The sequence below is a fragment of the Testudinibacter sp. P27/CKL/0425 genome (genome assembly GCF_052931395.1).
In genome coordinates, this window is record NZ_CM128801.1 from 437,101 (window position 1) to 463,240 (window position 26,140).

General features: G+C 45.9%; 24 protein-coding genes and 1 pseudogene. 16 read left to right on the forward strand and 9 right to left on the reverse strand.

The window, feature by feature from the left end:
* Positions 1-133 precede the first annotated feature (133 nt).
* The gene (locus tag ACUHGC_RS02230; protein WP_446834062.1) at positions 134-484 is read left to right on the forward strand and encodes a RidA family protein; all 351 of its coding nucleotides are present in this window, start codon (positions 134-136) and stop codon (positions 482-484) included.
* Here ACUHGC_RS02230 and vapC read toward each other — a convergent pair.
* The 3 genes and pseudogenes from vapC to ACUHGC_RS02245 form a co-directional block, all read right to left on the reverse strand.
* Positions 481-873, reverse strand: coding sequence for a type II toxin-antitoxin system VapC family toxin (gene vapC / locus ACUHGC_RS02235; RefSeq protein ID WP_446834820.1), 393 nt, complete (start codon positions 871-873; stop codon positions 481-483). The two genes, ACUHGC_RS02230 and vapC, sit on opposite strands and share 4 nt — an antisense overlap.
* On the reverse strand, positions 860-1,063 hold the full coding sequence (locus ACUHGC_RS02240) for a type II toxin-antitoxin system VapB family antitoxin (RefSeq protein WP_446834063.1): 204 nt from the start codon (positions 1,061-1,063) through the stop codon (positions 860-862). Before ACUHGC_RS02240 ends, vapC begins: the two co-directional genes overlap by 14 nt.
* 60 nt (positions 1,064-1,123) lie before the next feature.
* Positions 1,124-1,825: pseudogene (locus tag ACUHGC_RS02245) on the reverse strand (phosphoribosyltransferase family protein).
* Between the two features lie 223 nt (positions 1,826-2,048).
* Between ACUHGC_RS02245 and ACUHGC_RS02250 the strand changes: the two are divergent.
* The 9 genes from ACUHGC_RS02250 to ACUHGC_RS02290 all read left to right on the forward strand — a co-directional run bounded on the left by ACUHGC_RS02250 (position 2,049) and on the right by ACUHGC_RS02290 (position 12,172).
* On the forward strand, positions 2,049-2,951 hold the full coding sequence (locus ACUHGC_RS02250) for a glycyl-radical enzyme activating protein (protein WP_446834064.1): 903 nt from the start codon (positions 2,049-2,051) through the stop codon (positions 2,949-2,951).
* Positions 2,952-2,955: 4 nt separating this feature from the next.
* On the forward strand, positions 2,956-5,388 hold the full coding sequence (locus tag ACUHGC_RS02255; protein ID WP_446834065.1) for a formate C-acetyltransferase/glycerol dehydratase family glycyl radical enzyme: 2,433 nt from the start codon (positions 2,956-2,958) through the stop codon (positions 5,386-5,388).
* Between the two features lie 60 nt (positions 5,389-5,448).
* Positions 5,449-6,204, forward strand: coding sequence for a DeoR family transcriptional regulator (locus tag ACUHGC_RS02260; RefSeq protein ID WP_446834066.1), 756 nt, complete (start codon positions 5,449-5,451; stop codon positions 6,202-6,204).
* Between the two features lie 25 nt (positions 6,205-6,229).
* Positions 6,230-6,892: a fructose-6-phosphate aldolase gene (fsa, locus tag ACUHGC_RS02265; RefSeq protein WP_446834067.1), complete on the forward strand. Its 663-nt coding sequence runs from the start codon at positions 6,230-6,232 to the stop codon at positions 6,890-6,892.
* Positions 6,893-7,468: 576 nt separating this feature from the next.
* Positions 7,469-7,885 (forward strand): PTS sugar transporter subunit IIA, encoded by a 417-nt coding sequence (locus ACUHGC_RS02270; protein ID WP_446834068.1) that lies wholly within the window; start codon positions 7,469-7,471, stop codon positions 7,883-7,885.
* A gap of 32 nt (positions 7,886-7,917) precedes the next feature.
* Positions 7,918-9,561, forward strand: a complete 1,644-nt coding sequence (locus ACUHGC_RS02275) for a PTS transporter subunit EIIC (protein WP_446834069.1) — start codon at positions 7,918-7,920, stop codon at positions 9,559-9,561.
* Positions 9,562-9,764: 203 nt separating this feature from the next.
* Complete coding sequence (gene coaA / locus ACUHGC_RS02280; RefSeq protein ID WP_446834070.1) at positions 9,765-10,712, forward strand: type I pantothenate kinase; 948 nt, start codon at positions 9,765-9,767, stop codon at positions 10,710-10,712.
* A 47-nt stretch (positions 10,713-10,759) separates the two neighbouring features.
* On the forward strand, positions 10,760-11,389 hold the full coding sequence (locus ACUHGC_RS02285) for an ABC transporter ATP-binding protein (RefSeq protein ID WP_446834071.1): 630 nt from the start codon (positions 10,760-10,762) through the stop codon (positions 11,387-11,389).
* Between the two features lie 3 nt (positions 11,390-11,392).
* The gene (locus tag ACUHGC_RS02290; protein WP_446834072.1) at positions 11,393-12,172 is read left to right on the forward strand and encodes an ABC transporter permease; all 780 of its coding nucleotides are present in this window, start codon (positions 11,393-11,395) and stop codon (positions 12,170-12,172) included.
* Positions 12,173-12,573: 401 nt separating this feature from the next.
* On the opposite strand, the gene ACUHGC_RS02295 is transcribed toward ACUHGC_RS02290, so the two are convergent.
* From ACUHGC_RS02295 to ACUHGC_RS02320, 6 genes are read right to left on the reverse strand one after another with little or no spacing between them, the layout of a single operon-like run.
* Positions 12,574-13,161 carry a cytochrome c3 family protein gene (locus ACUHGC_RS02295; protein WP_446834073.1) on the reverse strand — a complete coding sequence of 196 codons (588 nt, stop codon included), beginning with the start codon at positions 13,159-13,161 and terminating at the stop codon, positions 12,574-12,576.
* 12 nt (positions 13,162-13,173) lie between these two features.
* On the reverse strand, positions 13,174-13,623 hold the full coding sequence (locus tag ACUHGC_RS02300) for a nitrate reductase cytochrome c-type subunit (protein WP_446834074.1): 450 nt from the start codon (positions 13,621-13,623) through the stop codon (positions 13,174-13,176).
* Positions 13,620-14,501: a quinol dehydrogenase ferredoxin subunit NapH gene (gene napH, locus ACUHGC_RS02305; RefSeq protein WP_446834075.1), complete on the reverse strand. Its 882-nt coding sequence runs from the start codon at positions 14,499-14,501 to the stop codon at positions 13,620-13,622. Before napH ends, ACUHGC_RS02300 begins: the two co-directional genes overlap by 4 nt.
* A complete protein-coding gene (gene napG, locus ACUHGC_RS02310; protein ID WP_446834076.1) occupies positions 14,501-15,268 on the reverse strand; it encodes a ferredoxin-type protein NapG in 768 nt (255 codons plus the stop codon). The genes napH and napG overlap by 1 nt, the downstream gene beginning before the upstream one ends.
* 13 nt (positions 15,269-15,281) lie before the next feature.
* On the reverse strand, positions 15,282-17,762 hold the full coding sequence (gene napA / locus ACUHGC_RS02315) for a nitrate reductase catalytic subunit NapA (RefSeq protein ID WP_446834077.1): 2,481 nt from the start codon (positions 17,760-17,762) through the stop codon (positions 15,282-15,284).
* Between the two features lie 52 nt (positions 17,763-17,814).
* Positions 17,815-18,111 (reverse strand): chaperone NapD, encoded by a 297-nt coding sequence (locus tag ACUHGC_RS02320; protein ID WP_446834078.1) that lies wholly within the window; start codon positions 18,109-18,111, stop codon positions 17,815-17,817.
* A gap of 286 nt (positions 18,112-18,397) precedes the next feature.
* Between ACUHGC_RS02320 and ACUHGC_RS02325 the strand changes: the two genes are divergently transcribed.
* From ACUHGC_RS02325 to ftsE, 6 genes are all read left to right on the forward strand, one after another.
* Positions 18,398-18,856: a DUF441 domain-containing protein gene (locus ACUHGC_RS02325; protein ID WP_446834079.1), complete on the forward strand. Its 459-nt coding sequence runs from the start codon at positions 18,398-18,400 to the stop codon at positions 18,854-18,856.
* 125 nt (positions 18,857-18,981) lie between these two features.
* Entirely contained in the window at positions 18,982-19,551 is a 570-nt protein-coding gene (locus tag ACUHGC_RS02330) for a TetR/AcrR family transcriptional regulator (protein ID WP_446834080.1), read from the forward strand.
* 33 nt (positions 19,552-19,584) lie between these two features.
* On the forward strand, positions 19,585-20,778 hold the full coding sequence (locus tag ACUHGC_RS02335) for an efflux RND transporter periplasmic adaptor subunit (RefSeq protein WP_446834081.1): 1,194 nt from the start codon (positions 19,585-19,587) through the stop codon (positions 20,776-20,778).
* Between the two features lie 27 nt (positions 20,779-20,805).
* A complete protein-coding gene (locus ACUHGC_RS02340) occupies positions 20,806-23,907 on the forward strand; it encodes an efflux RND transporter permease subunit (protein WP_446834082.1) in 3,102 nt (1,033 codons plus the stop codon).
* Positions 23,908-24,081: 174 nt separating this feature from the next.
* Positions 24,082-25,452, forward strand: a complete 1,371-nt coding sequence (gene ftsY / locus ACUHGC_RS02345) for a signal recognition particle-docking protein FtsY (protein WP_446834083.1) — start codon at positions 24,082-24,084, stop codon at positions 25,450-25,452.
* An 18-nt stretch (positions 25,453-25,470) separates the two neighbouring features.
* A complete protein-coding gene (ftsE, locus tag ACUHGC_RS02350; protein WP_446834084.1) occupies positions 25,471-26,130 on the forward strand; it encodes a cell division ATP-binding protein FtsE in 660 nt (219 codons plus the stop codon).
* Positions 26,131-26,140 lie beyond the last annotated feature (10 nt).

Genomic DNA, 26,140 nt, shown 5'->3' on the forward strand with positions numbered 1-26,140 from the left:
AATATCCGACCGTTATTGTCGGAAATAGAATGCTGAAAATCATACGCCTTAATTGCGTTTTTTTCCAGTCTTTCCGTTCGTGAAGCTTATGTTACTATAGCCGCCTGACGAAACCATTTTGAGGAATTTTCCTATGACAATTCAATATTTCGGGCAAACCGTCCGCTTTTCCGAAGCCACCGTCGCCAACGGCTTGGTTTTTCTCGCCGGTATGGTGCCGGAAAACAGCGATGCGGATATCACTGAGCAGACCCGCGATGTGCTGGCACAAATCGATCACTGGCTGGCAAAGTGCGGTTCGGACAAAAATCACCTGCTGGAAGCGACCATTTTTTTAACTGATATGGCGGATTACGACGGCATGAATTTGGCATGGGACGAATGGGTAGATCCCAACCACACACCGGCACGCGCCTGCGTGGAAGTGAAATTGGCAAAAGCGGATTGGAAAGTGGAAATTAAGGTGTCGGCGGTGCAGATCTAAAGACAAGTTTGCAAACCAAAATGAGCAACAAACGGCTCAAAATCTCGATCCTGAAATAACAGTGGTAAATGGTGATTGAGACAAAAACCTGCGATCATCACATCATTGCTTTTACGGATCGTCGTGCCCTTTTGACGTAAAGTGCGGTAATAATCGGCATAGCGCTGCGCATTTTGAGCACCAAGAATATCAAAGCAAGAAAGAACGGCAAGTGCGGTTTTGGCTTGTCGATACTCTTTTTCAAGGCGGAATCCCTGTAAAATTTCCATTAAAATAACATCGGTCAAAGCGACTTGCCCGGTTTGTAGCGTATTATCCAAATAATCAGTGTGTGGCGTGATTACGCCGTTAAAATAATCAATCCAAATGTCGGTGTCAGCGATAATCATCACATCCTCTCATTTCTGCTAAATCCCCCTCCCAATGTAAAGCGCCGCGTAGCTCACGGATTTTCTGTTGACGTTTTTGCTGAACTAAAAGTTTCAGCCCCGCTTCGACAGCTTCACGTTTGGTGTTTAAGCCGGAAAGTAATAACGCTTCCTGCATTAAATGATCATTAATGACGATATTGGTTCGCATCTTATTTCTCCATCAATGTGTATGTTTAATTTAAATTATACACAAAAATTGGTTTATTGCTCAAGTTCTACACAAACACCAAACCTGAATCTGTTCAATACCGCACTTTTGCAGTTGTTTGCTGATTTCTTGTACGGTGGCGCCGGTGGTAACAACGTCGTCGATAATCGCCACCGAGCGATAAGTCGGGTTGCCGGTTAGGCGGAACGCATTTTTGAGATTTTTACGCCGTTGTTTGCCGCTCAGTTCACGTTGTGCCGGGGTGCGGCGTGTGCGTTATAATAATTGGGTGTCGCACGGAATCGCTAGCCGGCGTGAAAGCTGACGGGCGAGCAATTCGGATTGATTATAGCCGCGCTGCCAGTGGCGCAGCGGATGTAACGGCACGGGCAGCAATGCGTCGGGCAGGGTTAAACCATGATTGCGTCGTGCTTGTAACACCGCTAACAGCAGCAAACGTGCCAAAGTGCGGTCGAGCTGAAACTGGCGATGGAATTTAAAACGGTGGATCATCTCCGACAGTGGCGGCTGAAAATGGCTGACCGTGACTAAGCCTTGCCATAGCGGTGGCTCAGTTAAACAGTTGCCGCAACGGCGTACATCAAACGTCAATTCCGCGCCGCAACTGCCGCAATAGGCAAAGCGCTTAATCTCTCGATTACAATGGCTGCAGATCCCATGTCCGGCAATGGCGAGGGTGTGCTGGCACAGCAGGCAGCAGGCGCCGAGCCAGTTTTTCGATAATGCGGATGTTATGCGCATATTTCTTCTATTAGGGAGGACAAGAACATAGGAATAAAAATAGAAAAAACGGAAATGAGTTTCCAGTTTCATGATGAATTTTTATGAGCATGATTCCAAAAATTGCCTTCACTAGTTTAAATTCCACAAAAGTTGATCTAAGTCAATAACTTTCACTTGAAACTATTTTGTTTTCAAACAAAGAGCGCATACTTTCATTCAAAAGATGTGAGGTGTAAATAAGATGATCTTCAACATTCAGCGTTATTCAACACATGATGGACCCGGTATTAGAACAGTTGTTTTTTTAAAAGGCTGTTCACTCAGCTGTGCTTGGTGCCAAAATCCAGAAAGTGAATCTCGCCATGCGGAAATCTTATTTGATCAGCGCTTTTGTTTGAAAGACTGTCGTTTGTGCAGCCAGCAATTTCCACATATTTTTCATAAAACAGCGACGACATTTTCGATTAACCGAGAGATTATTTCCGATCAGGAATATCGCACATTAGTCAACACTTGCCCAACAACGGCATTGCATGTTTGTGGGCAGGAAATGGAGCTTGAGCAGATCATGATGGAGGTGCGCAAAGATAGTGCGTTTTACCGTAAAACAGGTGGTGGAATGACGTTGTCGGGCGGTGAGCCCTTCATGCAACCGCATTTAGCGATGAAACTATTACAACAATGCCGTGTCGAAGGCTTTCATACTGCTGTAGAGAGTTGTTTACATACACCATGGAAGCATATTTCCCCTTCTTTGCCATTTTTGGATTTACTGTTAGCTGATTTAAAGCACCTTGATGAAAAACGGTTTTATGCGTGGACAGGGGGATCGGCTAAACGGATATTAGATAATTATCGCCGTTTATCTACAGAGAGTGATGTTGAGATGCTCGTACGGGTGCCGCTAATCCCTGATTTTAATGCCGATAAACAGACAATCAAACAGATGATTGATTTTGTTTCCAATGAAACTCGCGCACAACAAATCCACTTTTTACCTTATCACACCCTAGGGGCGAATAAATACCAGATGTTGGATCGAACGTATTTAGCGCCGCCTAAGCCACTCAACGATGATGCCTTACTGGATTTTGCAATGCAATATGCAGAACAGCAACATTTAACCCCCATTTTAAAAGGATAACATCATGAGAACTCTTGATTTAACGACCGTGACCCCACGTATTCAAGCGCACAAAGACACCTTGATTCATATTATTAAGCCCGATATTTGTGTTGAACGAGCAGAGCACTATACCGAGAGCTATCAAACGCATTTTGCGCAACCGATGGTGATTCGCCGTGCATTAGCATTGGAAAATCATCTCAAAAAGAAAACAATTTGGATTAAACATGATGAATTAATTGTGGGTAACCAAGCGAAAACACCGAAAGCAGCGCCGATTTTTCCTGAATATACGGTGGGCTGGATCGAAAAAGAGATCGATATTTTAGGTGATCGCCCTGGTGCAGGCTTTAATGTGACGGAGCAGGATAAGGCGGTTTTACATCGTCTTTGCCCTTGGTGGCACGGACAAACGGTGGTCGATAAATGCTTTGCGCTTTTTAGTGATGAACATAAAGCGTTGCTGGATAGTGTGATGATCAAAGCCGAAGGGAATATGAATTCGGGCGATGCCCATCTGGCAGTGAATTTTCCATTGTTGTTGGAAAATGGCATTGATGGATTACTGGCGAAGACACAAGCTCGTCAATCTCGAGTCAAACTCACGGAATTAGAGGGCTTTTATCAAAATCAATTTTTAACGTCCGTGGTTATCGCGTTGAAAGCCATGAGTGATTATATTGAACGTTATGCGGTATTGGCACGTGAGATGGCGGAGCAGGAAGAGCGTGTTTGGCGTAAAAAAGAGCTTATGCAAATTGCACAAAACTGCTCGCATATTGCTCACCAACCACCAGAAACATTCTGGCAAGCCTTGCAATTGAGCTATTTTATTATGCTGGTATTACAAATTGAATCGAATGGACATTCGGTTTCATTTGGTCGCTTAGATCAATACCTCAATAAATGGTATGAACAAGACGTCATTGCACAGAAAACCCTGTCAAGAGAAAGTGCGATTGAATTATTGCACAGTTGTTGGTTGAAACTCCTTGAAGTCAATAAGATTCGCTCTGGCTCACACTCTAAAACATCAGCAGGAAGTCCGATGTACCAAAATGTAACAATTGGTGGGCAAATACTGGTGAATGGTGTGCCGCAAGATGCGGTGAATGAACTGTCCTATACAATTTTAGAATCTTGTGGTCGTCTACGTTCAACGCAACCAAACCTCAGTGTCCGTTATCATGCTGGCATGAGTGAAGCATTTATGCAGGCTTGCGTACAGGTGATTAAGTGTGGATTTGGTATGCCTGCATTTAATAATGATGAAATTGTGATCCCTGAATTTATAAAATTAGGGGTTAGCCGTGAAGATGCCTATGACTATTCGGCGATTGGCTGTATTGAAACCGCAGTGCCAGGCAAATGGGGCTATCGTTGTACGGGTATGAGTTTTATCAATTTTGCACGGGTTGTGTTAGCCAGTTTACATGGCGGCAAAGATGCAACCAGTGGAAAAGTCTTTTTACCTGCAGAAAAATCGTTAGCACAAGGAAATTTTAACAATTTTGATGAGGTTATGACGCAATGGCGTGAACAAATTGCGTATTACACGGAAAAATCGATAGAAATCGAATACATTATCGACACGATGTTAGAACATAATGCGCAAGATATCCTGTGTTCAGCGTTGGTTGATGACTGTATTGAAAAAGGCAAAACCTTAAAAGAAGGGGGCGCAAAATACGATTGGGTATCGGGGTTGCAAGTGGGCATTGCCAATACGGGGAATAGCTTGATCGCCGTTAAAAAGTTAGTTTTCGATCAACAATTGATTGGACAGCAAGCACTGGCAGAAGCGCTAGCCAATAACTTTGCAGGTAGTGAAGGCGAAATTTTGCGCCAGCGTTTACTCAACAGTGCGCCGAAATACGGCAATGATAATGATGAGGTCGATGGCCTGTTGGTTGAGGCATATCGTGCTTATATTGAAGAGTTGGCACAGTATCATAATCCGCGCTATGGAAGAGGTTCTATTGGTGGCGATTACTACGCAGGAACATCATCTATATCTGCGAATGTGCCGTTTGGGGCTCAGACAGCGGCAACGCCAGATGGCAGAAAGGCTTGGACTGCATTGGCGGAGGGCTGTAGCCCATCATCAAGTACCGATATTTTAGGACCAACGGCGGTGTTTAATTCAGTCGGGAAATTACCAACCGATAAGATTCTAGGTGGGGTATTACTGAACCAGAAATTGAACCCTTCTACGTTAGAAAATCCGCGGGATCGGGAGAAATTGATTCTGATGTTGAGAACGTTCTTTGAAGAGCATAAAGGTTGGCATATTCAATACAATATTGTTTCGAGAGAAACGTTGCTCGCTGCGAAAGAAAATCCTGAGCAATATCGAGACTTAGTTGTGCGTGTGGCGGGCTACTCGGCATTTTTCACCGCACTTTCACCTGAAACCCAAGATGATATCATCGCGAGAACGGAGCATGCGCTGTAGTTTTGTGATAAATTGGTCGGTATTAACTACCGACCAATAAAAAACAAGAAGGGCGTTTCGATGATGATTGAGTTAAATGAAAGACAGCAGAATATTTTGTCTCAAGTGTTTAAGCAAGGGCAAATTAAAGTGACTGAATTAGCCGCATTAAATCAGGTTTCTGAAGTGACAATCCGACAAGACCTCACGCAGTTAGAGGAGTTGCGTTATATCAAGCGTACACATGGTTATGCGGTTGCCACGGACAGTGATGATATTGAGACGCGTATTAGTGTTAATTTTAGTTTAAAGCAACAGTTAGCACATTTTGCCGCTTCATTTGTCAATCATGGCGATTATGTTTTTATTGAAGGTGGAAGCACCAATTCATTATTAGCAAAATATATTGCATATAATAAATTGGTGACGATTATTACACCGAGTTGTTATATTGCGAGGGCATTAAAAGATAGCCCGATTAAAATTTTCTTACTGGGCGGTGAGTATCAAAAAGACAGCGATTATGTTGTTGGCCGAGCGGCTTGTGAAAGTGTATTAAATATGGATATTGATAAATCTTTCATTGGTATTGATGGTTTTAATGAACAGGGTATGAGTGGCAAAGATCGAAAAAGAGCGGAGTTAGTCAATACCTTACTGAGTCGAAATATTGATCATTACATCATTACCGATGCCAGTAAGTTTGGTAAGGCGTTTCCACATTATTATCAATCAACGCATAGGCTTTCAGGTCTGATTACTGATGCGTCTATTAGCAAAGCGTATGAAACGATTGTCAGTCAATTGGATATTCCACTGTATAAAGTTGATGCTTAATTTAATATAAATAAGAGGTAAATTTATGGAGTTATATTTAGATACGGCAAATCTTGCTGATATTGAAACCTTTGCAAACATACTGCCAATTCAAGGGGTAACCACAAATCCCAGTATCATTGCAAAAGAACGGCGCCCCTTACTGACCGCACTTCGTGACATTCAGCAGATTATTGGCCCAGATAAATTATTATTTGCGCAAGTACTGGCACATGAAGCGGACAAAATGGTTGGCGAGGCACTACAACTTAGGGATCAAATTGATAATCTTGTGGTAAAAATTCCAGTTACGGCAGAAGGTTTGATTGCGATTAAGCAGCTGACTGCACAAGGCGTACCGACATTGGGCACCGCTGTTTATGGTGCTGGACAAGGTTTCTTAGCCGCATTGGCAGGTGCAAAATATATTGCGCCTTATGTTAATCGTATTGATGCGCAAGGCGGTAATGGCATTCAAACGGTTGCGGAATTACAAACGTTGTTGGATTTACATCGACCTGAAGCAATGGTATTAGCGGCGAGTTTTAGAACGCCAAGACAAGTATTGGATTGTATGCTTGCACGCTGTAGCTCAATCACGGTAGGTTGTGATGTTATGGCATTATTTGTGAATGATCCTGCTGTTTTCGCGGCCATTGATAAATTCGATCAAGATTGGCAGCTTGCTTTTGATAAAAACACATTCTAGTTATTTGTTAATACACCTCACCTATATTGAACTAACCGCACTTATATTAATGTGCGGTTATTTTTTGTTTGGATTGGGATTAGATTGCTTAAAATGCGCATTCTAGTTTTATTTCGCCAGCAGTTCTTCATTTTATCATCTTACGTATCTCTTTCAATGTAACAAGCAAGCATATTACTTAATTACTGGTAATCGCTATCTGTTGTCACGATTAAATAGCGCTATTTAATATCAAGGAAAATAAAAATCTATTGAGGCGGTGCTGTTTTTTATGTATTTAAAAATTGATTAAAATCAACTTTGCCATATTTGATTAGCGTCCTAAATTTGGGGTTAGATCAATAATGGATTATTGTTTATATTTTTGATAAATAAAAGGAGGAATAAAATTGATCGATCTCACAATATTAGCATTCGTCAATTTACAAACGAAAATTATAGGCGTAACTTTTCATTTGAATGAAGGGTTTTGTTCTTTGTTTTTTGATAAATAAAAAGTGAGGATCTTTTATATTTGGATTATTGAAAAGTAGAGCCAGTCGGCTCGTAGCAACGCAAAACGGCTTATTGTTAAGCATGGAACAAGTGCCAGATGAGATGTTCTCAGAAAAAATGCTGGGAGATGGCTTTGCGATCTTACCTTCAGGTGAAAGTGTTTTTTCACCGATTGAGGGAGAGATTATTTCTATCTATAAAGGCTCAAATCATTGTTACGGCATTCGTGGTAAAGATGGTTTGGAAATTCTGATTCATGTAGGTATTGATACCGTGAGTTTAAATAATAATGCCATTATCCCCCATGTTATTCTCGGTGAACGGGTTCAAGCAAATCAGCTTATTGCAACCGTTGATCTTAATAAAGTGCGGTCGAGTAATTTGCAACTTCATACAATGACTGTCATTACCAATATGGAAAGAGTGAAATCCTTTACGTTGTCCGAAAAAAAAGAGGTATCACACGGTGATGAGATATTTTCTTATGCACTAGCATAAATTATTTAATTCTATTTTTAGGGTGATTCATTATGAAAAGTCAAGGTAAGTCTTTTGAAGTATTACAAAAGATGGCAAAATCATTTTTCTTGCCAATTTCAATTTTACCGTTTGTCGGTATTCTTTTAGGATTAGGTGCTTCATTTACGAATCCAGCAACGATTGCATCATATCATTTAGAATGGTTACTGGGTGAAGGCTGCTTTCCCATCATGTTAAATATTTTTAAATCGGTCGGCGTTGTTGTCTTTGGTAATCTTCCATTATTATTTGCGATGGCAGTCGCATTAGGATTAGCGAAACAAGAAAAAGCGGTAGCTGTTTTTGCTGCAGGTATTTCATTTATTGCAATGCATGCCATGATCAATGTGTTATTAAATGCAAAAGGGATTATATTGCCTGACGGTTCAGTTTCACCCGGTATTGCTTTAGGGCGTTTAACCGATGTACTGGGTATTACCTCGTTACAGTTAGGCGTGTTTGGCGGTATTATATCGGGTATGCTCGTATCTTATTTGCATAATCGCTTCTATAAAATTGAATTACCCTCAATGATTTCTTTTTTTGCAGGGACGCGTTTTGTTCCGATTATCAGTGTCTTGAGTGCAATTATTCTGGGGTTCATTTTTGAAATTGTTTGGCCTTTTATTCAAGAAGGAATCGGTGTATTAGGGAATGTTGTGGTAAGCTCAGGCGTAGTTAGTACATTTTTATTTGGTGTTATTGAACGAGCCTTAATTCCATTTGGATTACACCATGCTTTTTATATTCCAATTTGGCAAACCGAGTTAGGCGGTAGCATGGAAGTTGCTGGAAAGCTTTATTTTGGCGCGCAGAATATTTACTTTGCACAATTGGCAGATCCGAATACAACACACTTTAATATGGACGCCGTTAAGTTTCTGGTTGGGAAATATCCGTTTATGATGGGTGGTTTGATTGGTGCTGCGTTGGCAATGTACCATACAGTGAAAAAATCACGCCGTAGTTTAGTGAAGGGGCTATATTTATCCGCAGCGCTAACCAGTTTTTTAACGGGTATCACTGAGCCGATAGAATTTACATTTTTATTCTTAGCCCCAGCATTGTTTGGTATCCATGTGTTATTAGCAGGAACCGCTTTTGCGGCTTGCTATTTACTGAATATTGCGGTTGGCACAACATTTTCTGATGGCTTGTTAGATTTTACTGTATTCGGTTTATTACAAGGTGCAGAAAAAACCAATTATCCACTTTTGATCATGCTGATTGTTGTTTATGCTGTGATTTATTACTTTATGTTCCGTTATTTCATCGTAAAATGGAATGTTCTCATTCCTGGGCGAGAAGAAGATTTTGATGCGGATAATGCAAAACTCTACACAAAAGCAGATTATTTAAATAAATCGGATTCTAAGCACGCCGCATCAGGATTGAATAGCACAGATGATTCAAAATCAGCCACCATTCTCAATGCAGTAGGTGGATTAGGCAATGTTTTGGACGTTGATAACTGTGCCACCCGCTTACGTTTGACGTTAAAAGACAGTGCGGTACTTGATGAAGTTTTACTGAAAACAACGGGCGCAACAGGGATCATCAAACGAGGAAATGCAATTCAAATTATTTATGGCCCAATGGTGTCGATAATCAAAAGCAATGTTGAAGAGTATATTGAGTCTATTAAAGTGAAATAAATATCGCTCCTTTCATTAAAGTGCGGTTAATCAACCGCACTTTAATTATCTGTATGGCATTTGATCAACTTTTGAGCTTTTTCTTCAATAATTGCTGAAAATCAACGATTATTTGTGAAATCAGGATTGCGTCTAGGAGTTAATCGGTGCAATATATCGCCCATTGTCAACGAATCGCCGGTAAGCGAGAAAAGAAGTGATACATGGGTTCAGAACAGAAAAAATTTACGCCGTTTTTGGAATTTGACCGTCAGCAGTGGGCGGCATTGCGTAAATCTGTCCCGTTGACCTTGACCGAGCAAGATTTAGAGCCGTTATTGGGCTTTAACGAAGAATTGTCACTGGAAGAAGTCAGCACCATTTATTTGCCGCTGGCGCGTTTGGTCAATTATTACATTGAAGAAAATTTGCGGCGCCAAACGGTGTTGCACCGTTTTTTAGGTGTCGAAACCCCAAAAGTACCGTATATCATCAGCATTGCCGGCAGTGTGGCGGTGGGCAAAAGCACCTCGGCGCGGATCCTGCAATCGCTGCTCAGTCACTGGCCGAAAAAGCGCAAAGTGGATTTGATCACCACCGACGGTTTTCTCTATCCGTTAGCCAAGCTGCAGCAAGAGAATCTGTTGCAGAAAAAAGGCTTTCCGGTTTCTTATGATACTCAGCGTTTGATTCGGTTTATTTCCGACATTAAATCGGGCAAGAGCGGGGTGAAAGCGCCAATTTATTCGCACTTAACTTATGACATCGTGCCGAATGAATATAATGTGATTGATCAGCCGGATATTCTGATTTTGGAAGGGCTGAACGTGCTGCAAACCAGCGCCAATCACAGCAGCCACCCGGATCGGCTGTTTGTTTCCGATTTTGTCGATTTTTCGATTTTTGTTGATGCCAAAGAGTCGCTATTGAAAACTTGGTACACCAAGCGTTTTCTAACCTTCCGTAAGGGGGCGTTCAGCGATCCGAATTCTTATTTCCACCACTATTCGTCACTGTCCGAACAGCAAGCGATTGAGACGGCTCACCATATTTGGGACACGATTAACGGTTTGAATCTGAAACAGAATATTTTGCCGAGCAGTGAGCGTGCCAATTTGATTTTAGTGAAAGGTGCCAATCACGAAATTGAGCGAGTCAAGCTGAGAAAATAGCAGCGATATGCTATACTTGGTGATTATTTACTCTCTATATGATCGCCATGACCGCACTTATCGAATTACAACAGGTGACTTTCCAAGCACAGCAAGTGCTGCATTATCCCGACAGCCAAATTCTTGCCGAACAAGTCACCTTTCTACAAGGTCCGAGCGGCAGCGGAAAAAGCACGCTGTTGCGCCTGATTAACGGCAGCGAATCGTTGAGCGGCGGGCAAATTCTCTATCAAGGGCAAAACATCGAGCAGCTCGACAGCATACAACTGCGGCGTGAGTTGCTGTTGATGAATCAGCGCCTGTTTCTGTTTCCACAGTCGATCCGAGAAAATTTTGAGCAATTCTATCGTTATTTGGATAAATCGCCGCCGAATAGCGAACAAATCAAGCAGTTTTTACATATTTGCCATGTGGATTTTGAATTGGATGCGTCATGCAACACGTTGTCAGGCGGCGAGCAGCAGCGGGTTTTTCTGGCATTGGCGCTGAGTTTGCAGCCTAAATTGTTAATGTTGGATGAACCCACCTCTGCGCTAGACGCCGAACTGGCGGAAACGGTGCTGAGTGAGATATTGGCATATTGCCGTGAGCAACGGATTAGCGTGTTGGCAATCAGCCATGATCGACGGTTAACCGAACGCCATGCGGATCAGATTATCCAAATTAAAAAGGATTAAAATATGAATGATGTCAGTATGAACTTACTGAATTTCAGCTTGGTGTATCTGCTGTTGTTGCTGGTGCTGTATGTGATGAAAAAAAATCACATTCAGCAATCAAAGCTGCTGTTAATTGCCAGTATCCGCATGACGTTGCAACTGATCATTGCCGGCTGGGTGTTGACGTATATTTTCGGACATCCTAGCCCGATTTTTACGATTTTATATGTGGCGGCAATGGTGATTTTCGCGATTCATCGGGTGCTGTCGAAAAATCCGAATTTAAGCCGCGCGTTTAAATTGGCGATTGCGCTGGCGATGACGTTTTCCGGACTGAGTATCATCGCTTTCTTTGTCGTCGTGGTGACTAACCAGCATTTGTTTAACCCGCAATATGTGATCCCGCTCGGCGGCATGATTATGGGCAATTCGATGACGGCACTGAATTTGGGGATTAAAACCTTCCGTGAGAGTCTGCGTTCGGAGCGGGATAAAATCAGCACCTTGCTCAATTTCGGCGTGACGCCACAAAAGATTTTGCTGCCGTATGTCAATCAGGCGGTGGAAACCGCACTTTTACCGACGCTGAACAGTATGCTCGGCATGGGAATTATCGCGCTACCGGGCATGATGACCGGGCAGATTCTCTCCGGCACGTTGCCGAGCACCGCAGTGTTGTATCAAATTGCGATTATGATTGCAATTTGCACCGCCGTCAGCCTGTCGCTATTCGGTGCGCTGTATTTCGGGCATCGCACGTTGTATAACGCCCGCAATCAGATTCGATTGCCGCAGGGATAGTGACTGTGTTTGCTATGGTTATGAAATAAAACATCATATCGCCTCCCTCTGCCCTTCGGGCATCTCCCTCCGCACGCGGAGAGAGAAAATCATGCATATCACCAATAATGAGCAAGAAAATCTCTTTCGCCCTCTCCGTTTACGGAGGAGGCTGCCGAAGGCTGGGGGAGGTATAGCGTATTATTTTAATCTGGTAGCGCAGTTCTGTTACCTATCCCGCTCGTATTGCGCTGATAGTGACCTTGAAATTTGCAACGTAAAATAGCGGGATTGAAAACAAATCTAACTTTGCTTGGAATATTGTCAATAAAATTAGAATAGATCCGCAGAGAGCGTGACAACGAATAGAATATAAAAAAGCCCAAACATTTGTTTGGGCTTTTGTTCTTTGAGAGAACGGATTAGTATGCGGTGGCATCTTCCACTTCGCGCATATCCGGCAATTGGTGGGCGATGCCTTTGTGGCAGTCGATACAAGTGTTGCCGTCTTTAATTGCTTTTTCATGCATTTTAGCAGCTACAGTTTTTTGTTGGCTGAAATCCATATTGTCGAAATTGTGGCAGTTGCGACACTCTTGTGAATCGTTGGCTTTTAACCGTTCCCATTCACGTTCAGCCATGTGCAGGCGGCGAGCGTTGAATTTCTCAATGGTGTCGGTGTAACCCATCACGTGCGCATACACTTCACGGCTGGCTTGCAACTTACGGATCATTTTCGGTACAAATTCATGCGGCACATGGCAATCCGGACAGGTGGCTTTCACGCCGCTGCGGTTTTGGTAGTGCGCGGTGTGCAAATATTCCGGGTACACATCATTGCTGTGGCAGCTGACGCAGAATTCCTCGGTGTTGGTCTGTTCCATTCCGTAGTTAAAGCCGACCCATGAAACGATACCGGCGATAAACGCGACCACTAACAAGGTGCCGACCGCGATTCGGCTCGGCGAGCGGAACCAGTGCCAAAAGCGTTTTATCAGGTTTTTAATCATGATGTTTGCTCCTTATTTGTCGCCGTAGCCCGGTAACGGTTTGAATTGGTTCTCGATGATAGGCTCAACATCAGATTGTGAAACGTGGCACTGCACACAGAAATAGCGGCGTGGCGACACTTCACCGCTGACAACACCGTCACGGCTGGCAAAGTGTGTCGGGCTGATTCGGGTTGCGCCGGTGGTGCGAGAAGCTTGCACGCTGTGGCAGTTCAAACATTGATTGATGTTTTTGGTCACCTGATAATTTTTAGTGCTGTGCGGCACCATTGGCGGTTGGTTAACATAGCTCAGTGCCGCCAGTTCACTCTCTTTAGGTTGATTGTGAAATTGCGGAGCGGTACTTTCCGGCGAGCTGGCAATGTCTTTTCCTACCGGATAGACGTCCTGCGCCAGCGCCGAACTACACAAACCACTTAATAATAAACCTGCCAATGCTAGTACTTTAGTATTTTTAATCATCGCTCACTCCTCGCATGATCAAATCTTGTGGAAAATTTAAAAACAGATTCAGGGCAGACATCAATACAACGTCCACAACTGATACAATCTTTTGATAACACTAATAAATTTTGTTCTTGTTGCTCTTCTTTATTGCCAAAGAGCGGGTTGCGTAAAACTTGTGGTTCCGGGCAAACGTTAAAACAGTCCATGCAGCGGTCGCAACGATCGCGATCGATCACTTTAACCCGAATAATCCCTTTGGCGCCGATTATGCCGTAAGTCGCGCCAATCGGGCAAAGATGACCGCACCAACCGTGTTCGACAATCAACAAATCAAACAGGAAGATCGCCAGTAATAACCAAGTGGTTGCACCGAAGCCGTAAATCAGTGCGCGCCCGAGAGCGGCAACCGGGTTGATCCACTCCCATAACAACATGCCGCTGACCGCACTTCCGATTAAAATCATAATCAAAATGCCGTAACGCAAAGAGCGGTCGAGTTTGGCACTCTGCCGGATATTTAATTTACGTCTTAGCCATGCTGCGCTATCAGTGACCACATTCAACGGACAACACCAGCCGCAGAACACTTTGCTACCCAATGCAGCATACACCGCAATGATGATCAGTCCGCCCAAAAGTGCGGTCAAGTGCGGTAAGTAGCCGCTGGCAAGGCTTTCTGCCATGATTAGCGGGTCAGATAACGGAATGGTATCCAACAACATGCTGCTGCTGTAGTTTCCGTTCAAAATCCAAACGCCAAACCAAGGACCGGATAAAAACATCGCTAAAATGCTCAGTTGAGACAGTCGTCGCCAAAACAGAAAACGGTTGGCTCGCCACCAGCCCAGTTTTTCGCGTGCTTCTCTGCCGGCAAGATTAATCGGATTTGCCATTATGGACTCTCCGACAATGAGTTTTCAGGTAGCCGAGTCGGCAGTTTAATCATCTCATCAGGCAACAATGGGTGACCCACTTTCTCTTTTTCTTCCCAACCCAGACGATAGTGATAGCCCAACACGCCTTTTGCCAACGAAAGTGGTAACACTTTGATCGCAGCTTCTTCTAACACACACGCCTGCTCGCATTTTCCACAGCCGGTACAAGCATCGGAATGCACCGTCGGGATAAATTTCGCATGGCGATCGCTGCGATCATTGTGCTGCATTTCCAGCGTGATCGCTTTGTCGATTAACGGACAAACCCGATAACACACATCGCAGCGCAGTCCTTGCCAGTTCAAGCAGGTTTCGTGATCCAACAACACCGACAAGCCCATGCGGGAATCGTCAATATTATCTTGAGTTGAATCCAGCGCACCGCTCGGGCAGGCTTTGGCGCAAGGAATGTCCTCACACATTTCGCACGGTTTATCACGCGCAATAAAATACGGCGTGCCCGCTTCCAGCGGTGATAAAAGTGATGCGAGATGCAACATATCATACGGACAAGCTTGCACACATTGCCCGCAGCGGATACAAGTCGCCGCAAAGTCTTTTTCATTTTCCAATGCAAACGGCGGGCGTAGGGCAACCCCTTCGCGCGCCAGACTTTGCTGTTGCTGCAAACCCAGCAGCAATCCGATGCCCGCCAGACCACCCGCAGTGCGGGTGGCATCTTTTAAAAAGCGGCGACGGTTCGGGTTCACAGCTGGTTTACGCATCATTCACCACGGTTTAGGCTTTAACCACTTTCACGGCACATTTTTTGAAATCGGTTTCTTTCGAAATCGGGTCGGTTGCGTCTAACGTCAGGACGTTTGCCAACTGACCTGCATCAAAGAATGTGGTGTATACCAAGCCTTGCGGCACTTTATTCCGTCCGCGAGTATCTAAGAAGGTGACCATTTCTCCGCGGCGCGAAACGACTTTTACCTTATCGCCATGGCGCATTCCGCGTTCTTTCGCATCTAACGGGTGCATATACAGCAAGTTGTTAGGGAAAGAGCGGTGCAATTCAGGCACGCGACGCGTCATGCTGCCGGTATGCCAGTGTTCCAATACGCGACCGGTGGACAACCACAAGTCGTATTCTTGATCCGGTGCTTCTGCAGGTGGCTCATAAGGCACGGCTAAAATCACGGCGCGGCCATCCGGCTGTCCGTAGAATTTCACGCCTTCACCGGCTTTGACATACGGATCGTAGCCTTCACGATAGCGCCATAAGGTCTCTTTATTGTCCACTACCGGCCAACGTAAGCCGCGCGCCTTGTGATACATTTCAAAATCCGCCAAGTCATGACCATGACCGCGACCAAACTCGGCATACTCTTCAAACAACCCTTTTTGCAGGTAGTAACCGAAATGGCGGGATTCATCGTTCAGCACGCTATCATCCCAGTCACTGATCGGGAATTTGTCTACTTGTCCGTTGGTGAACAGAATTTCGTATAGCGTTTTGCCACGGTATTCCGGCATTTGTGCCAACAGCTCTTCTTCCCAAACTTCTTCTACTTTGAAATATTTAGCAAATTCGACCAATTGCCATAAATCGGAACGCGAGTCACCGGTTTTCGGCACTTGTTGACGCCAGAATTGGGTACGGCGTTCTGCGTTACCGTAAGCGCCCTCTTTTTCCACCCACATGGAGGTCGGTAGAATCAAGTCAGCAGACAAGGCACTGGCAGTCGGGTACGGATCGGAAACGATGATAAAGTTTTCCGGATCACGCCAGCCCGGTAGGCGGTCTTCATTGATATTCGGACCTGCTTGCATATTGTTGTTACACATCACCCACAGCACGTTCATTTTGCGATCTTTCAATGCGCGGTCTTGAGCGATAGCGTGATAGCCGACCTTTTCAGAAATCGTGCCTTTCGGTAATTTCCAGGCTTTCTCACAAATGTCGCGGTGTTTCTCATTGGTCACCACCATGTCGGCAGGCAGACGGTGAGCGAAGGTGCCCACTTCACGCGCCGTACCACAAGCAGACGGTTGACCGGTTAATGAGAACGGCCCGCAGCCCGGCAGTGAGATTTTACCGGTCAGCAAGTGAACGTTGTACATTAAGTGGTTAACCCATACGCCGCGGGTATGTTGGTTGAAGCCCATGGTCCAGAAAGAAACCACTTTTTTGTTCGGATCGGCATACAGTTTTGCCAATGCTTCCAATTGATCTTTCGGCACGCCACTGATTTCGTGCGCTTTTTCCAAGGTATATTCGGAAACCAACGCTTTCAGTTCTTCAAAATTACTGTCGTGCATTTTGCCACTGCCGGCATTTTGGGCTTTTTGCTCTAACGGGTGCTCCGGACGCAAGCCGTAGCCGATGTCGGTGTCGCCTTTCTTGAATTTGGTGTGTTTGTTGACGAAATCCCAATCGATCGCATCATTTTGAATCAAATAGTTGATGATATAGTTCAGAATCGCCAAGTCACTTTGCGGGGTGAACACTAAACCGTAGTCCGCCAATTCAAAAGAGCGGTGTTCGAAGGTGGATAACACGAACACTTGGCTGTCTTGTTTGGACAGGCGGCGATCGGTGATCCGCGACCACAAAATCGGGTGCATTTCCGCCATGTTGGAACCCCACAGCACGAAAGCGTCTGCGTGTTCGATATCATCATAACAACCCATCGGCTCATCGATCCCGAAGGTGCGCAGGAACGCAACCGCCGCAGACGCCATACAGTGACGCGCGTTCGGGTCAACGTTATTCGAGCGTAAGCCGGCTTTGAACAGTTTGTTCAATGCGTAGCCTTCCCAAATGGTGGATTGTCCGGAGGTGAAGCAACCAACGGCATTGCGACCGTTTTTCGCAATGGCTGCTTTGAATTTGTCTGCCATAGTGCTGAGCGCGACATCCCAGCTGACCGGGGTAAATTCGCCGTGTTTGTCGTATTGGCCGTTGGTCATACGCAACATCGGCTGAGTTACGCGGTCTTTTCCGTACATGATTTTCGGCAGGAAGTAACCTTTGATACAGTTCAGCCCGCGGTTTACTTCGGAATCCGGATCGCCTTGCGAAGCAACGACGCGACCGTTTTGTGTTCCGACCAATACACTACAGCCGGTTCCGCAGAAGCGGCAAACGGCTTTGTCCCATTTGATTGAGTTATCGGCGGCGGCAATATTCACCACCGGAATACTCAAACCGGCTGCCATCGTTGCCGCGGTTGCGGCATTGGCTTTCATAAATTCACGACGACTTAAATTCATCTGTTCCCCCACTGTTTTTTAAACATCGGTTTTTGCCGACGGATTAATCTTGTTAATCTTGCGCTTGTTGGTGATACACCAAAGAAAGAGCCAACACACCCGGAATATTGCGTGCCGTCTCCATACGTTCCAATAGGACACCCTGATTGTGTGACTCCATTACCACCGCCAGTTTGCCCGCACTTTCGTCAGTTGCGTTGATTTCGGTGTAGTCCAGTTGCTGTAAAGCGGTTTTCACTGCGTTAATATCGTCCGGACGGCACTGCACCACCACGCCGCAAACATGCCATTCGTCGGCATTGTCAGCAGGCGTATCACTGCGGTTATCATTTTTTACAACTGAATTCATCTTTATTCCCGAAATTTAGCTTCTGTGTCATTCGATTAAGACCCTAGCCGATTGACACGTTTGTTCATCTTTGGGATTATCCATGCTTTCTTTATAGGCTTAATGCCTATAAAGAGGTATTTTGATATTTAATTTACTAATTGTTGACTTATATCAAGTTAAAAATAATGAAAATATGGTCATATAATTATTTATATAGCGATTAAAGGGAGATAACTCTTGCATTTCCTCTTTGGCGTAGTAGATTAAATCCATTGATTATTACGCCGACCCAATATGAGTTTTCATGTCTTTTTTCCATTTTAATGCCGCTGCGGCAATGCTGGTTTTTCTGATTGTGTTAGGTTATTTCAGCCACAATCAATCGATCATTATCTCCGCCGCTGTGCTGCTGGTGCTACAACAAACGCCGTTGGAACGCTATATTCCTTGGGTGGAACAATACGGTTTACAGATCGGGATTATCATTTTGACAATCGGCGTATTAAGCCCGTTAGTGTCAGGGAAAGTTAAGCTGGATAATCTTGGCGGCTTGCTGTTGAATTGGAAAATGCTGTTAGCGATCGTAGTTGGGATTTTTGTCGCGTGGCTAGGCGGGCGCGGGGTCAATTTGATGACTTCGCAACCTTCGATTATCACCGGCTTGTTAATCGGCACGATTGCCGGAGTGGCGCTGTTTAAAGGCGTGCCGGTCGGGCCGTTGATTGCGGCAGGGATGCTATCGTTAATTTTAAACAGGTTGTAACCGCACTTTGCTTTTTCCCTCCTTTAATTCACAGAAAAATCGCACTGACAAAAGTTTTATTTCTTGAACTGCGTCACAAAAATCACTAGAATGAACGTTCATTCATTTTAGGGATTTTTTGATTAATGCGACATTCCGAACTTGCAACTGCACAGCAAATCTTATTGGCGACTGAAAAGTTGATGGCCGAACAAGGATTACATACGCTATCAATGCAGAAAATTGCCAAAGCCGCCGGGATCTCGGTCGGCACGATTTATATCTATTTCAAAAATAAAGACGAACTATTAACTGAATTGGCGAAATACCTGTTTGCCCGAGTAGATGAGCAACTCAGCAAAAATCTGGATCCCGAAGCGCCATTATTTGAACAATACCGCCAAATGTGGTGGAATTTCTGGGAATTTTTTAATCACAATCCGCAAATATTAAAAAATTTTTATCAATATACGACCCTACCGGGCTTCAGCGAGTTGGTTAAACGTTGTCGGGAAGGGCACGATCCCTGGAATAAATTTATCAAACTGGGGCAGAAGCAGCGGCAGTTATGCCATTTGCCGCCGGATGTGCTGTTTGCCTTAAGCTTGGAAAGCGCGCCAAAATTGGCGTTTCGCCAAGCGCACTATGCCGAGGCGTATGCCGACGATGTGTTGGAAGCTGTTATTAAAAAAACATGGCAATCCATTTGCAACTAATTTTATTATCTCTTAATCATTACGGAGTTTTTTATGTCAGACGTTCAAAATAACAAGCCTAAGAAATCGCGTTCTTTCGTGATGAAATTGGTTCTCCTTATTGTTATTCTGGCTTTTGCTGCCGTTATCGGCTTACAAATGTTAAAGGCACGCGGAATGGCGGCGTATTTTGCCAATATGCCTGAACCGATTAATCCGGTCACGGTCACCACACTACAAACCCAACAATGGACGCCTGCAATCGAAGCAACCGGGATTATTCGCCCGAACCAAGGCGCGATGTTGAGTTCCCAAACCAGCGGTACGGTAAAAAATGTCTTTGTTGAAGCCGGACAGCAGGTGAAAAAAGGCGATTTATTGATTGAGCTGGACTCTGATGTTGAAAAAGCCAATCTTGCCGCCTACCAAGCACAATTGACCTCGGTACAGGCGAATTATCAGCGTTATGCCACCCTGTTCCGCAGTAAAAGCGTTTCACAAAGTGATTTAGACAACGCCGAATCCAGCTATAAAACCTTGGTTGCGAATATCGAGTCGGCGAAAGCCACCATCGCCCGCCGCCAAATTTACGCGCCGTTTGACGGCGTCACCGGGATCATTCAGGTTAATGTCGGTGAATATGTTACGGTTGGTCAGCCGATGGTGCGGGTTGAAGATATCAGCACCACCAAAATTGATTTCTCAATCGGACAAAATAATTTAGAAAATCTGTTTATCGGACAGAAAGTCACCGCGGTTGTCGATGCGTTTACCGGCGAAACCTTCGCCGCAAAAATTTCGGCGATCGAACCGGCAATCACTTCAACCAGCGGGTTGATCGATTTACAGGCGACGGTGGAAGACAGCCGCGACAAATTGCTTTCAGGAATGTTCGCCCGCGTGCGGGTTGCGTTGACCACCGAGTATGATCAGCTGGTGCTGCCGCAGGTGGCGATTGCTTATAATATGTACGGCGAAAGCGTTTACCGTCTGACCGCACTTTCCGATGAAGACAAAGAAAAATATGCCGATAACGAGAATTTAGACAAAATGTATCGTGCTTATCTGGTGACGGTAAAAACCTTGGATCGTAGCGGTATCTATTCCCACCTGGAAAAAGGTCCGTTGCAATTCGGCGATATTATTGTCACCGGCGGACAACAGCGTTTGAGTAATGGCAGCTTGGTCGTAGTTTCGGACAAAGCCGGCATCGGTACGCAACAGCCTGCTGAAACGCCTAAGTTATAAGTCAGCCAAACAGGATAGGAAAATACGATGCGTTTTACAGATATTTTTATTCGCCGCCCGGTTCTCGCCGCTGCAATCAGTATTCTGATTGTGATCCTCGGCTTGCAAGCGGTTTCTAAGCTGACGGTGCGGGAATACCCGAAAATGACCACCACGGTGATCAATGTCAGCACTACTTATCCCGGCGCCGATGCCAGCCTGATTCAGGCGTTCGTGACCTCACAATTGGAAGAGGCGATTGCGCAGGCGGACAATATTGATTATATGTCGTCCTCAAGCAGCCAAGGTTCTTCGAGCATTACGGTGAAAATGAAATTGAACACCGATCCGAACGGTGCTTTGGCGGACGTGTTGGCGAAGGTCAACTCGGTGCGTTCGGCGCTGCCGAGTGGGATTGACGATCCGAGCATTACCTCTTCCACTGGTGGTTCGGGCATGATGTATGTCAGCTTCACCTCGGAACAGCTCGATCCAAGCCAGGTAACCGACTATATTCAACGGGTGGTTAAACCGCAGTTCTTTACCGTGCCGGGGGTTGCCAAAGTCGATGTATTCGGCGGCACGCCATATGCGATGCGAATTTGGCTGGATCCGGAAAAAATGGCGACTTTAGGATTATCCGCGCCGCAGGTGATGAGCGCACTTTCCAGCAATAACGTGCAAACCGCCGCAGGGAATACCAACGGCTGGTACACCATTGTAAAAAATAAAGTGTACACCACCACCACCGATATCGAGCAGTTGAAAAAACTGGTAATCAGCGCTGACGGCGACAAATTGGTGCATTTAGCCGACATTGCCACGGTTGAATTGAATAAAGAGAGCGATACTGCGCGAGCGGCGGCGAACGGTGAAAATGCGGTGGTCTTGTCGATTGAACCAGCATCCAGTGCCAACCCGTTGACGGTAATCGAAAACATCTATCCGTTATTGAAAACCATTGATAATAACTTGCCGCCGAGCATTCAGTCAAAAGTGCTGTATGACCGCACTACGGCGATTAACAGTTCGATCGACGAAGTGGTGAAAACCATTTTGGAAGCGACCTTAATCGTATTGGTGGTGATCACCATGTTCCTCGGTTCGTTCCGCGCGATGATTGTGCCGGTGGTGACCATTCCGATTTCACTGATCGGGGTAATCATGCTGTTACAGGCATTTGATTTCTCGATTAACTTGATGACATTGCTGGCAATGATTCTAGCAATCGGTTTGGTGGTGGACGATGCGATCGTGGTGTTGGAAAACGTCGACCGTCATATCAAACTGGGCGAAACGCCGTTCCGCGCAGCGATTATCGGAACGCGCGAAATTGCGGTGCCGGTTATCTCAATGACTATCGCGTTGTGTGCGGTATATTCCCCAATGGCGTTAATGGGAGGGATCACCGGAACGCTGTTTAAAGAGTTTGCTTTGACCTTAGCGGGTGCAGTGTTTATCTCAGGAATTATTGCCTTGACTTTATCGCCGATGATGTGCGCGCACTTGCTGAAAGCGCATTCTAATCCGAGCAAATTGGAGCGGTGTGTAGAAGGCTTCCTAAACAAACTGACCAATGGCTACCGCACTTTGCTGGCATTGACCATGGCGAACCGTATTTGGGTGCTGGGTTTTGCTGCGATCATTTTTGCCACGCTGCCGGTGATGCTCAACTCGCTATCGAGCGAATTGGTGCCGAATGAGGATAAGGGCGCGTTGTTGGCGGTGGGAACCACCTCAGCGAATAAAAATATCGACTATATTCAGAACTCGATGAAAGCCTATGAACAACTGCTGAAAGACACGCCGGAGATTCAGTTCTCACAAGTGATTTCCGGGGTGCCGAGCTCAAATAACGCCCTGGCAATTGCCACCTTGGTTGACTGGAATGATCGGACGCGTAGTCAGGCACAAATCATGGCGGATCTGAATAATCGCGCTAAAGCGATTCCTGAAATTTCGGTCAGCGGTTTCCCATTCCCGGAAATCGATACCGGGGAGCAAGGAATGCCGGTTGCATTTGTGATCACCACACCAAACAGTTATCAAGATTTGGTGCAGATTGCACAATCGGTCTTGGAAGCGGCGCAGCGTTCCGGACAATTTATCGTCAGCAATTTGGACTTGAACTTTGACACCGCCGAAATGAATATGCGGATTGATATGGACAAAGCCAATACTTACGGCATTACCATGAGCCAAATCAGTACCACGCTAGGCAGCTTCTTATCCGGCGCGACTATCACCCGGGTGGATATCGAAGGGCGGGCATATCGGATTATTTCCGGCGTAGAGCGCAAAAAACGTTTGAATCCGGAAGCGATGGATGGCTACTTCCTTACAGCGGCGGACGGACGATCCGTACCGTTAAGCAGCTTGATTACTTTGGAATTAAAAACTCAACCGTTAACGTTGCCGCGCTTCAATCAGTTGAACTCGGCGGTGATCAGCGGCGTGCCGACCGGCTCGCTGGGCGATGCGGTCAGCTGGTTCCAAACCACCGGTGCGGATCTATTGCCGCAAGGTTACACCTACGATTTCCGCAGCGAATCGCGCCAATTGGTACAGGAAGGCAGCTCATTGGGTACCACTTTCGGACTGGCGGTGATCATCATCTTTTTGGTGTTGGCAATCCAGTTTGAATCGATTCGCGATCCGCTGGTAATCATGGTTTCCGTGCCATTAGCTATCAGTGGCGCATTATTAGTGCTGAACTTGCTCAGTTTCCTGGGAACGGTAGGCACCACGCTAAATATCTACTCAGAGGTTGGATTGATCACCTTAGTCGGCTTGATCACCAAACACGGAATCTTGATGTGTGAAGTGGCAAAAGAGGAACAATTGCTACACGGCAAAAGTCGAATCGAAGCGATTTCAGAAGCGGCGCGTATTCGTTTGCGTCCGATCCTGATGACCACTGCGGCGATGATCGCCGGTTTGATTCCGCTACTGTTTGCTTCCGGTGCCGGTGCGGTTTCCCGCTTCAGTATCGGGGTGGTGATCATTTCCGGATTGGCGATCGGTACGCTGTTTACCCTGTTCGTCTTGCCGGTGATCTACAGCTTTATCGCCAGCCAGCACAAACCATTGCCTGAGTTTGATGAAAACCAAGCAGTGATCGAAGACCACGGCCAGCTGGATCAAGCGTAACATAATCGAATAGCGTTAAGGGATTGCATTGGCAATCCCTTTTTTTATCACGAAATTATGGCTAAAATTTCACAAAAAATAAGGTTAGGTGATAAACTAACGCTCGGTTTAAAGCATTTCGACGCAAACCTAGATAACATTCGGAATTAATGCAGAATTATTGAGAGTAAATCAATGGCAGAGAACAACAAAAAGAGCGGTTTTTGGTCTTGGCTGGGGCTTGGCAAAAAAACAGAACAAAATGAGCAACAGCAGTCAGTAGAACAAAAAGTAGCTGAACAAGAGCAGTTAGCGCAAGCAGAACATGAAGCGGCGGAACAAGCCGAGCAAGCACGGTTGGCACAGGAACAAGCGGAACGTGAAGCGGCAGAACAAGCTGAACAACTGCGGTTAGCGCAGGAGCAAGCAGAACGTGCAGCGGCAGAACAAGCAGAGCGCGAAGCAGCGGAAAAAGCCGAACAACTGCGGTTAGCACAAGTGCAAGCGGAACGCGAAGCGGCAGAACAAGCTGAACAACTGCGGTTAGCGCAGGAGCAAGCAGAATGTGAAGCGGCAGAAAAAGCTGAGCAAGTGCGGTTAGCACAAGAGCAAGCAAAAACGCAAGAACAAGAAAAACCAAGTGAAGGCGGCTTTTTCAGCCGTTTGCTGAAAGGGTTGGTCAAAACCAAACTGAATCTGGGCGCAGGCTTTCGCAGCCTGTTCGTTGGCAAAAAGATTAATGACGAGCTGTTTGAGGAACTAGAAGAGCAGCTACTGATCGCCGATATTGGTATGCCGACCACCACTAAAATTATTGATAGCCTGACGCAGCACGCCTCAAAAAAAGAGCTGCGCGATGCCGAGCAGCTGTATCAAAAACTCAAACAAGAGATGGCGGACATTTTGCAGCCGGTGGCACAGCCGTTAGTGATCACTGATAAAAAGCCGTTTGTGATTCTAATGGTCGGCGTCAACGGCGTCGGTAAAACCACCACCATCGGCAAGCTGGCGCGCCAATTCCAATCGGAAGGCAAATCGGTGATGTTGGCGGCGGGCGACACCTTCCGTGCGGCAGCAGTCGAGCAGCTGCAGGTGTGGGGCGAGCGCAATGGCATTCCGGTGGTGGCACAAAGCAGCGGATCGGATTCCGCCTCGGTGATTTATGATGCGATCGAATCGGCAAACGCCAAAAATATCGATGTATTGTTAGCAGACACCGCCGGGCGTTTGCAAAATAAAAATAACCTGATGGACGAATTGAAAAAAATCGTGCGGGTGATGCAAAAGCTGGATCCCGAAGCACCGCATGAAATTATGCTGACCTTAGACGCCGGCACCGGACAGAATGCCATCAGCCAAGCGAAACTGTTTAATGAGGCGGTCGGCTTAACCGGCATCAGTTTGACTAAGCTGGACGGGACTGCCAAAGGCGGGGTGATTTTCGCGATTGCCGATCAGTTCAAAGTGCCGATTCGTTATATCGGTGTGGGCGAAAAAATTGACGATTTGCGCCCGTTTGAAGCACAGCAATTTATCGAGGCGCTGTTCAGCCACGAACAGGAATAACCAAAAAAGAGAGAAAACATGATCCGTTTTGTGAATGTGAGCAAAGCCTATTTGGGCGGCAAACAGGCGTTGCAAGGACTGAGCTTTCACCTGCCGGTCGGCAGCATGAGCTACCTGACCGGACATTCCGGCGCAGGCAAAAGCACCCTGTTAAAATTGATTATGGGAATTGAGCGCGCCAACGGCGGCAGCGTATTTTTTAACGGGCATGACATCACTCGAATCAGCCCGGAACAAGTTCCGTTTTTGCGTCGTCAAATAGGCATGGTGCATCAGGATTACCGCTTGCTGACTGATCGTTCTGTATTGGAAAACGTGTCGCTGCCGCTGATTATCAGCGGAATGCACCCGAACGAAATCAAGCGCCGTGCGTCTGCCGCGTTGGACAAAGTCGGTTTGCTGCACCGCGCCAATCACTTGCCGCTGCACTTGTCCGGCGGTGAACAACAGCGGGTGGATATTGCCCGCGCGGTGGTGAATCGCCCGCAATTGTTGCTGGCAGACGAGCCGACCGGCAACTTAGATAAGGCGCTGTCGCACGAGATTTTCCGCCTGTTTGAGGAGTTTAACCGAATCGGTGTCACAGTATTAATCGCTACCCACGATCACGCGATCATCCAACAAAAACCAAAACCGACCCTTGTGCTGGAACAAGGGCATTTGCGTGCATTTCAATAGGAGTTGCTAC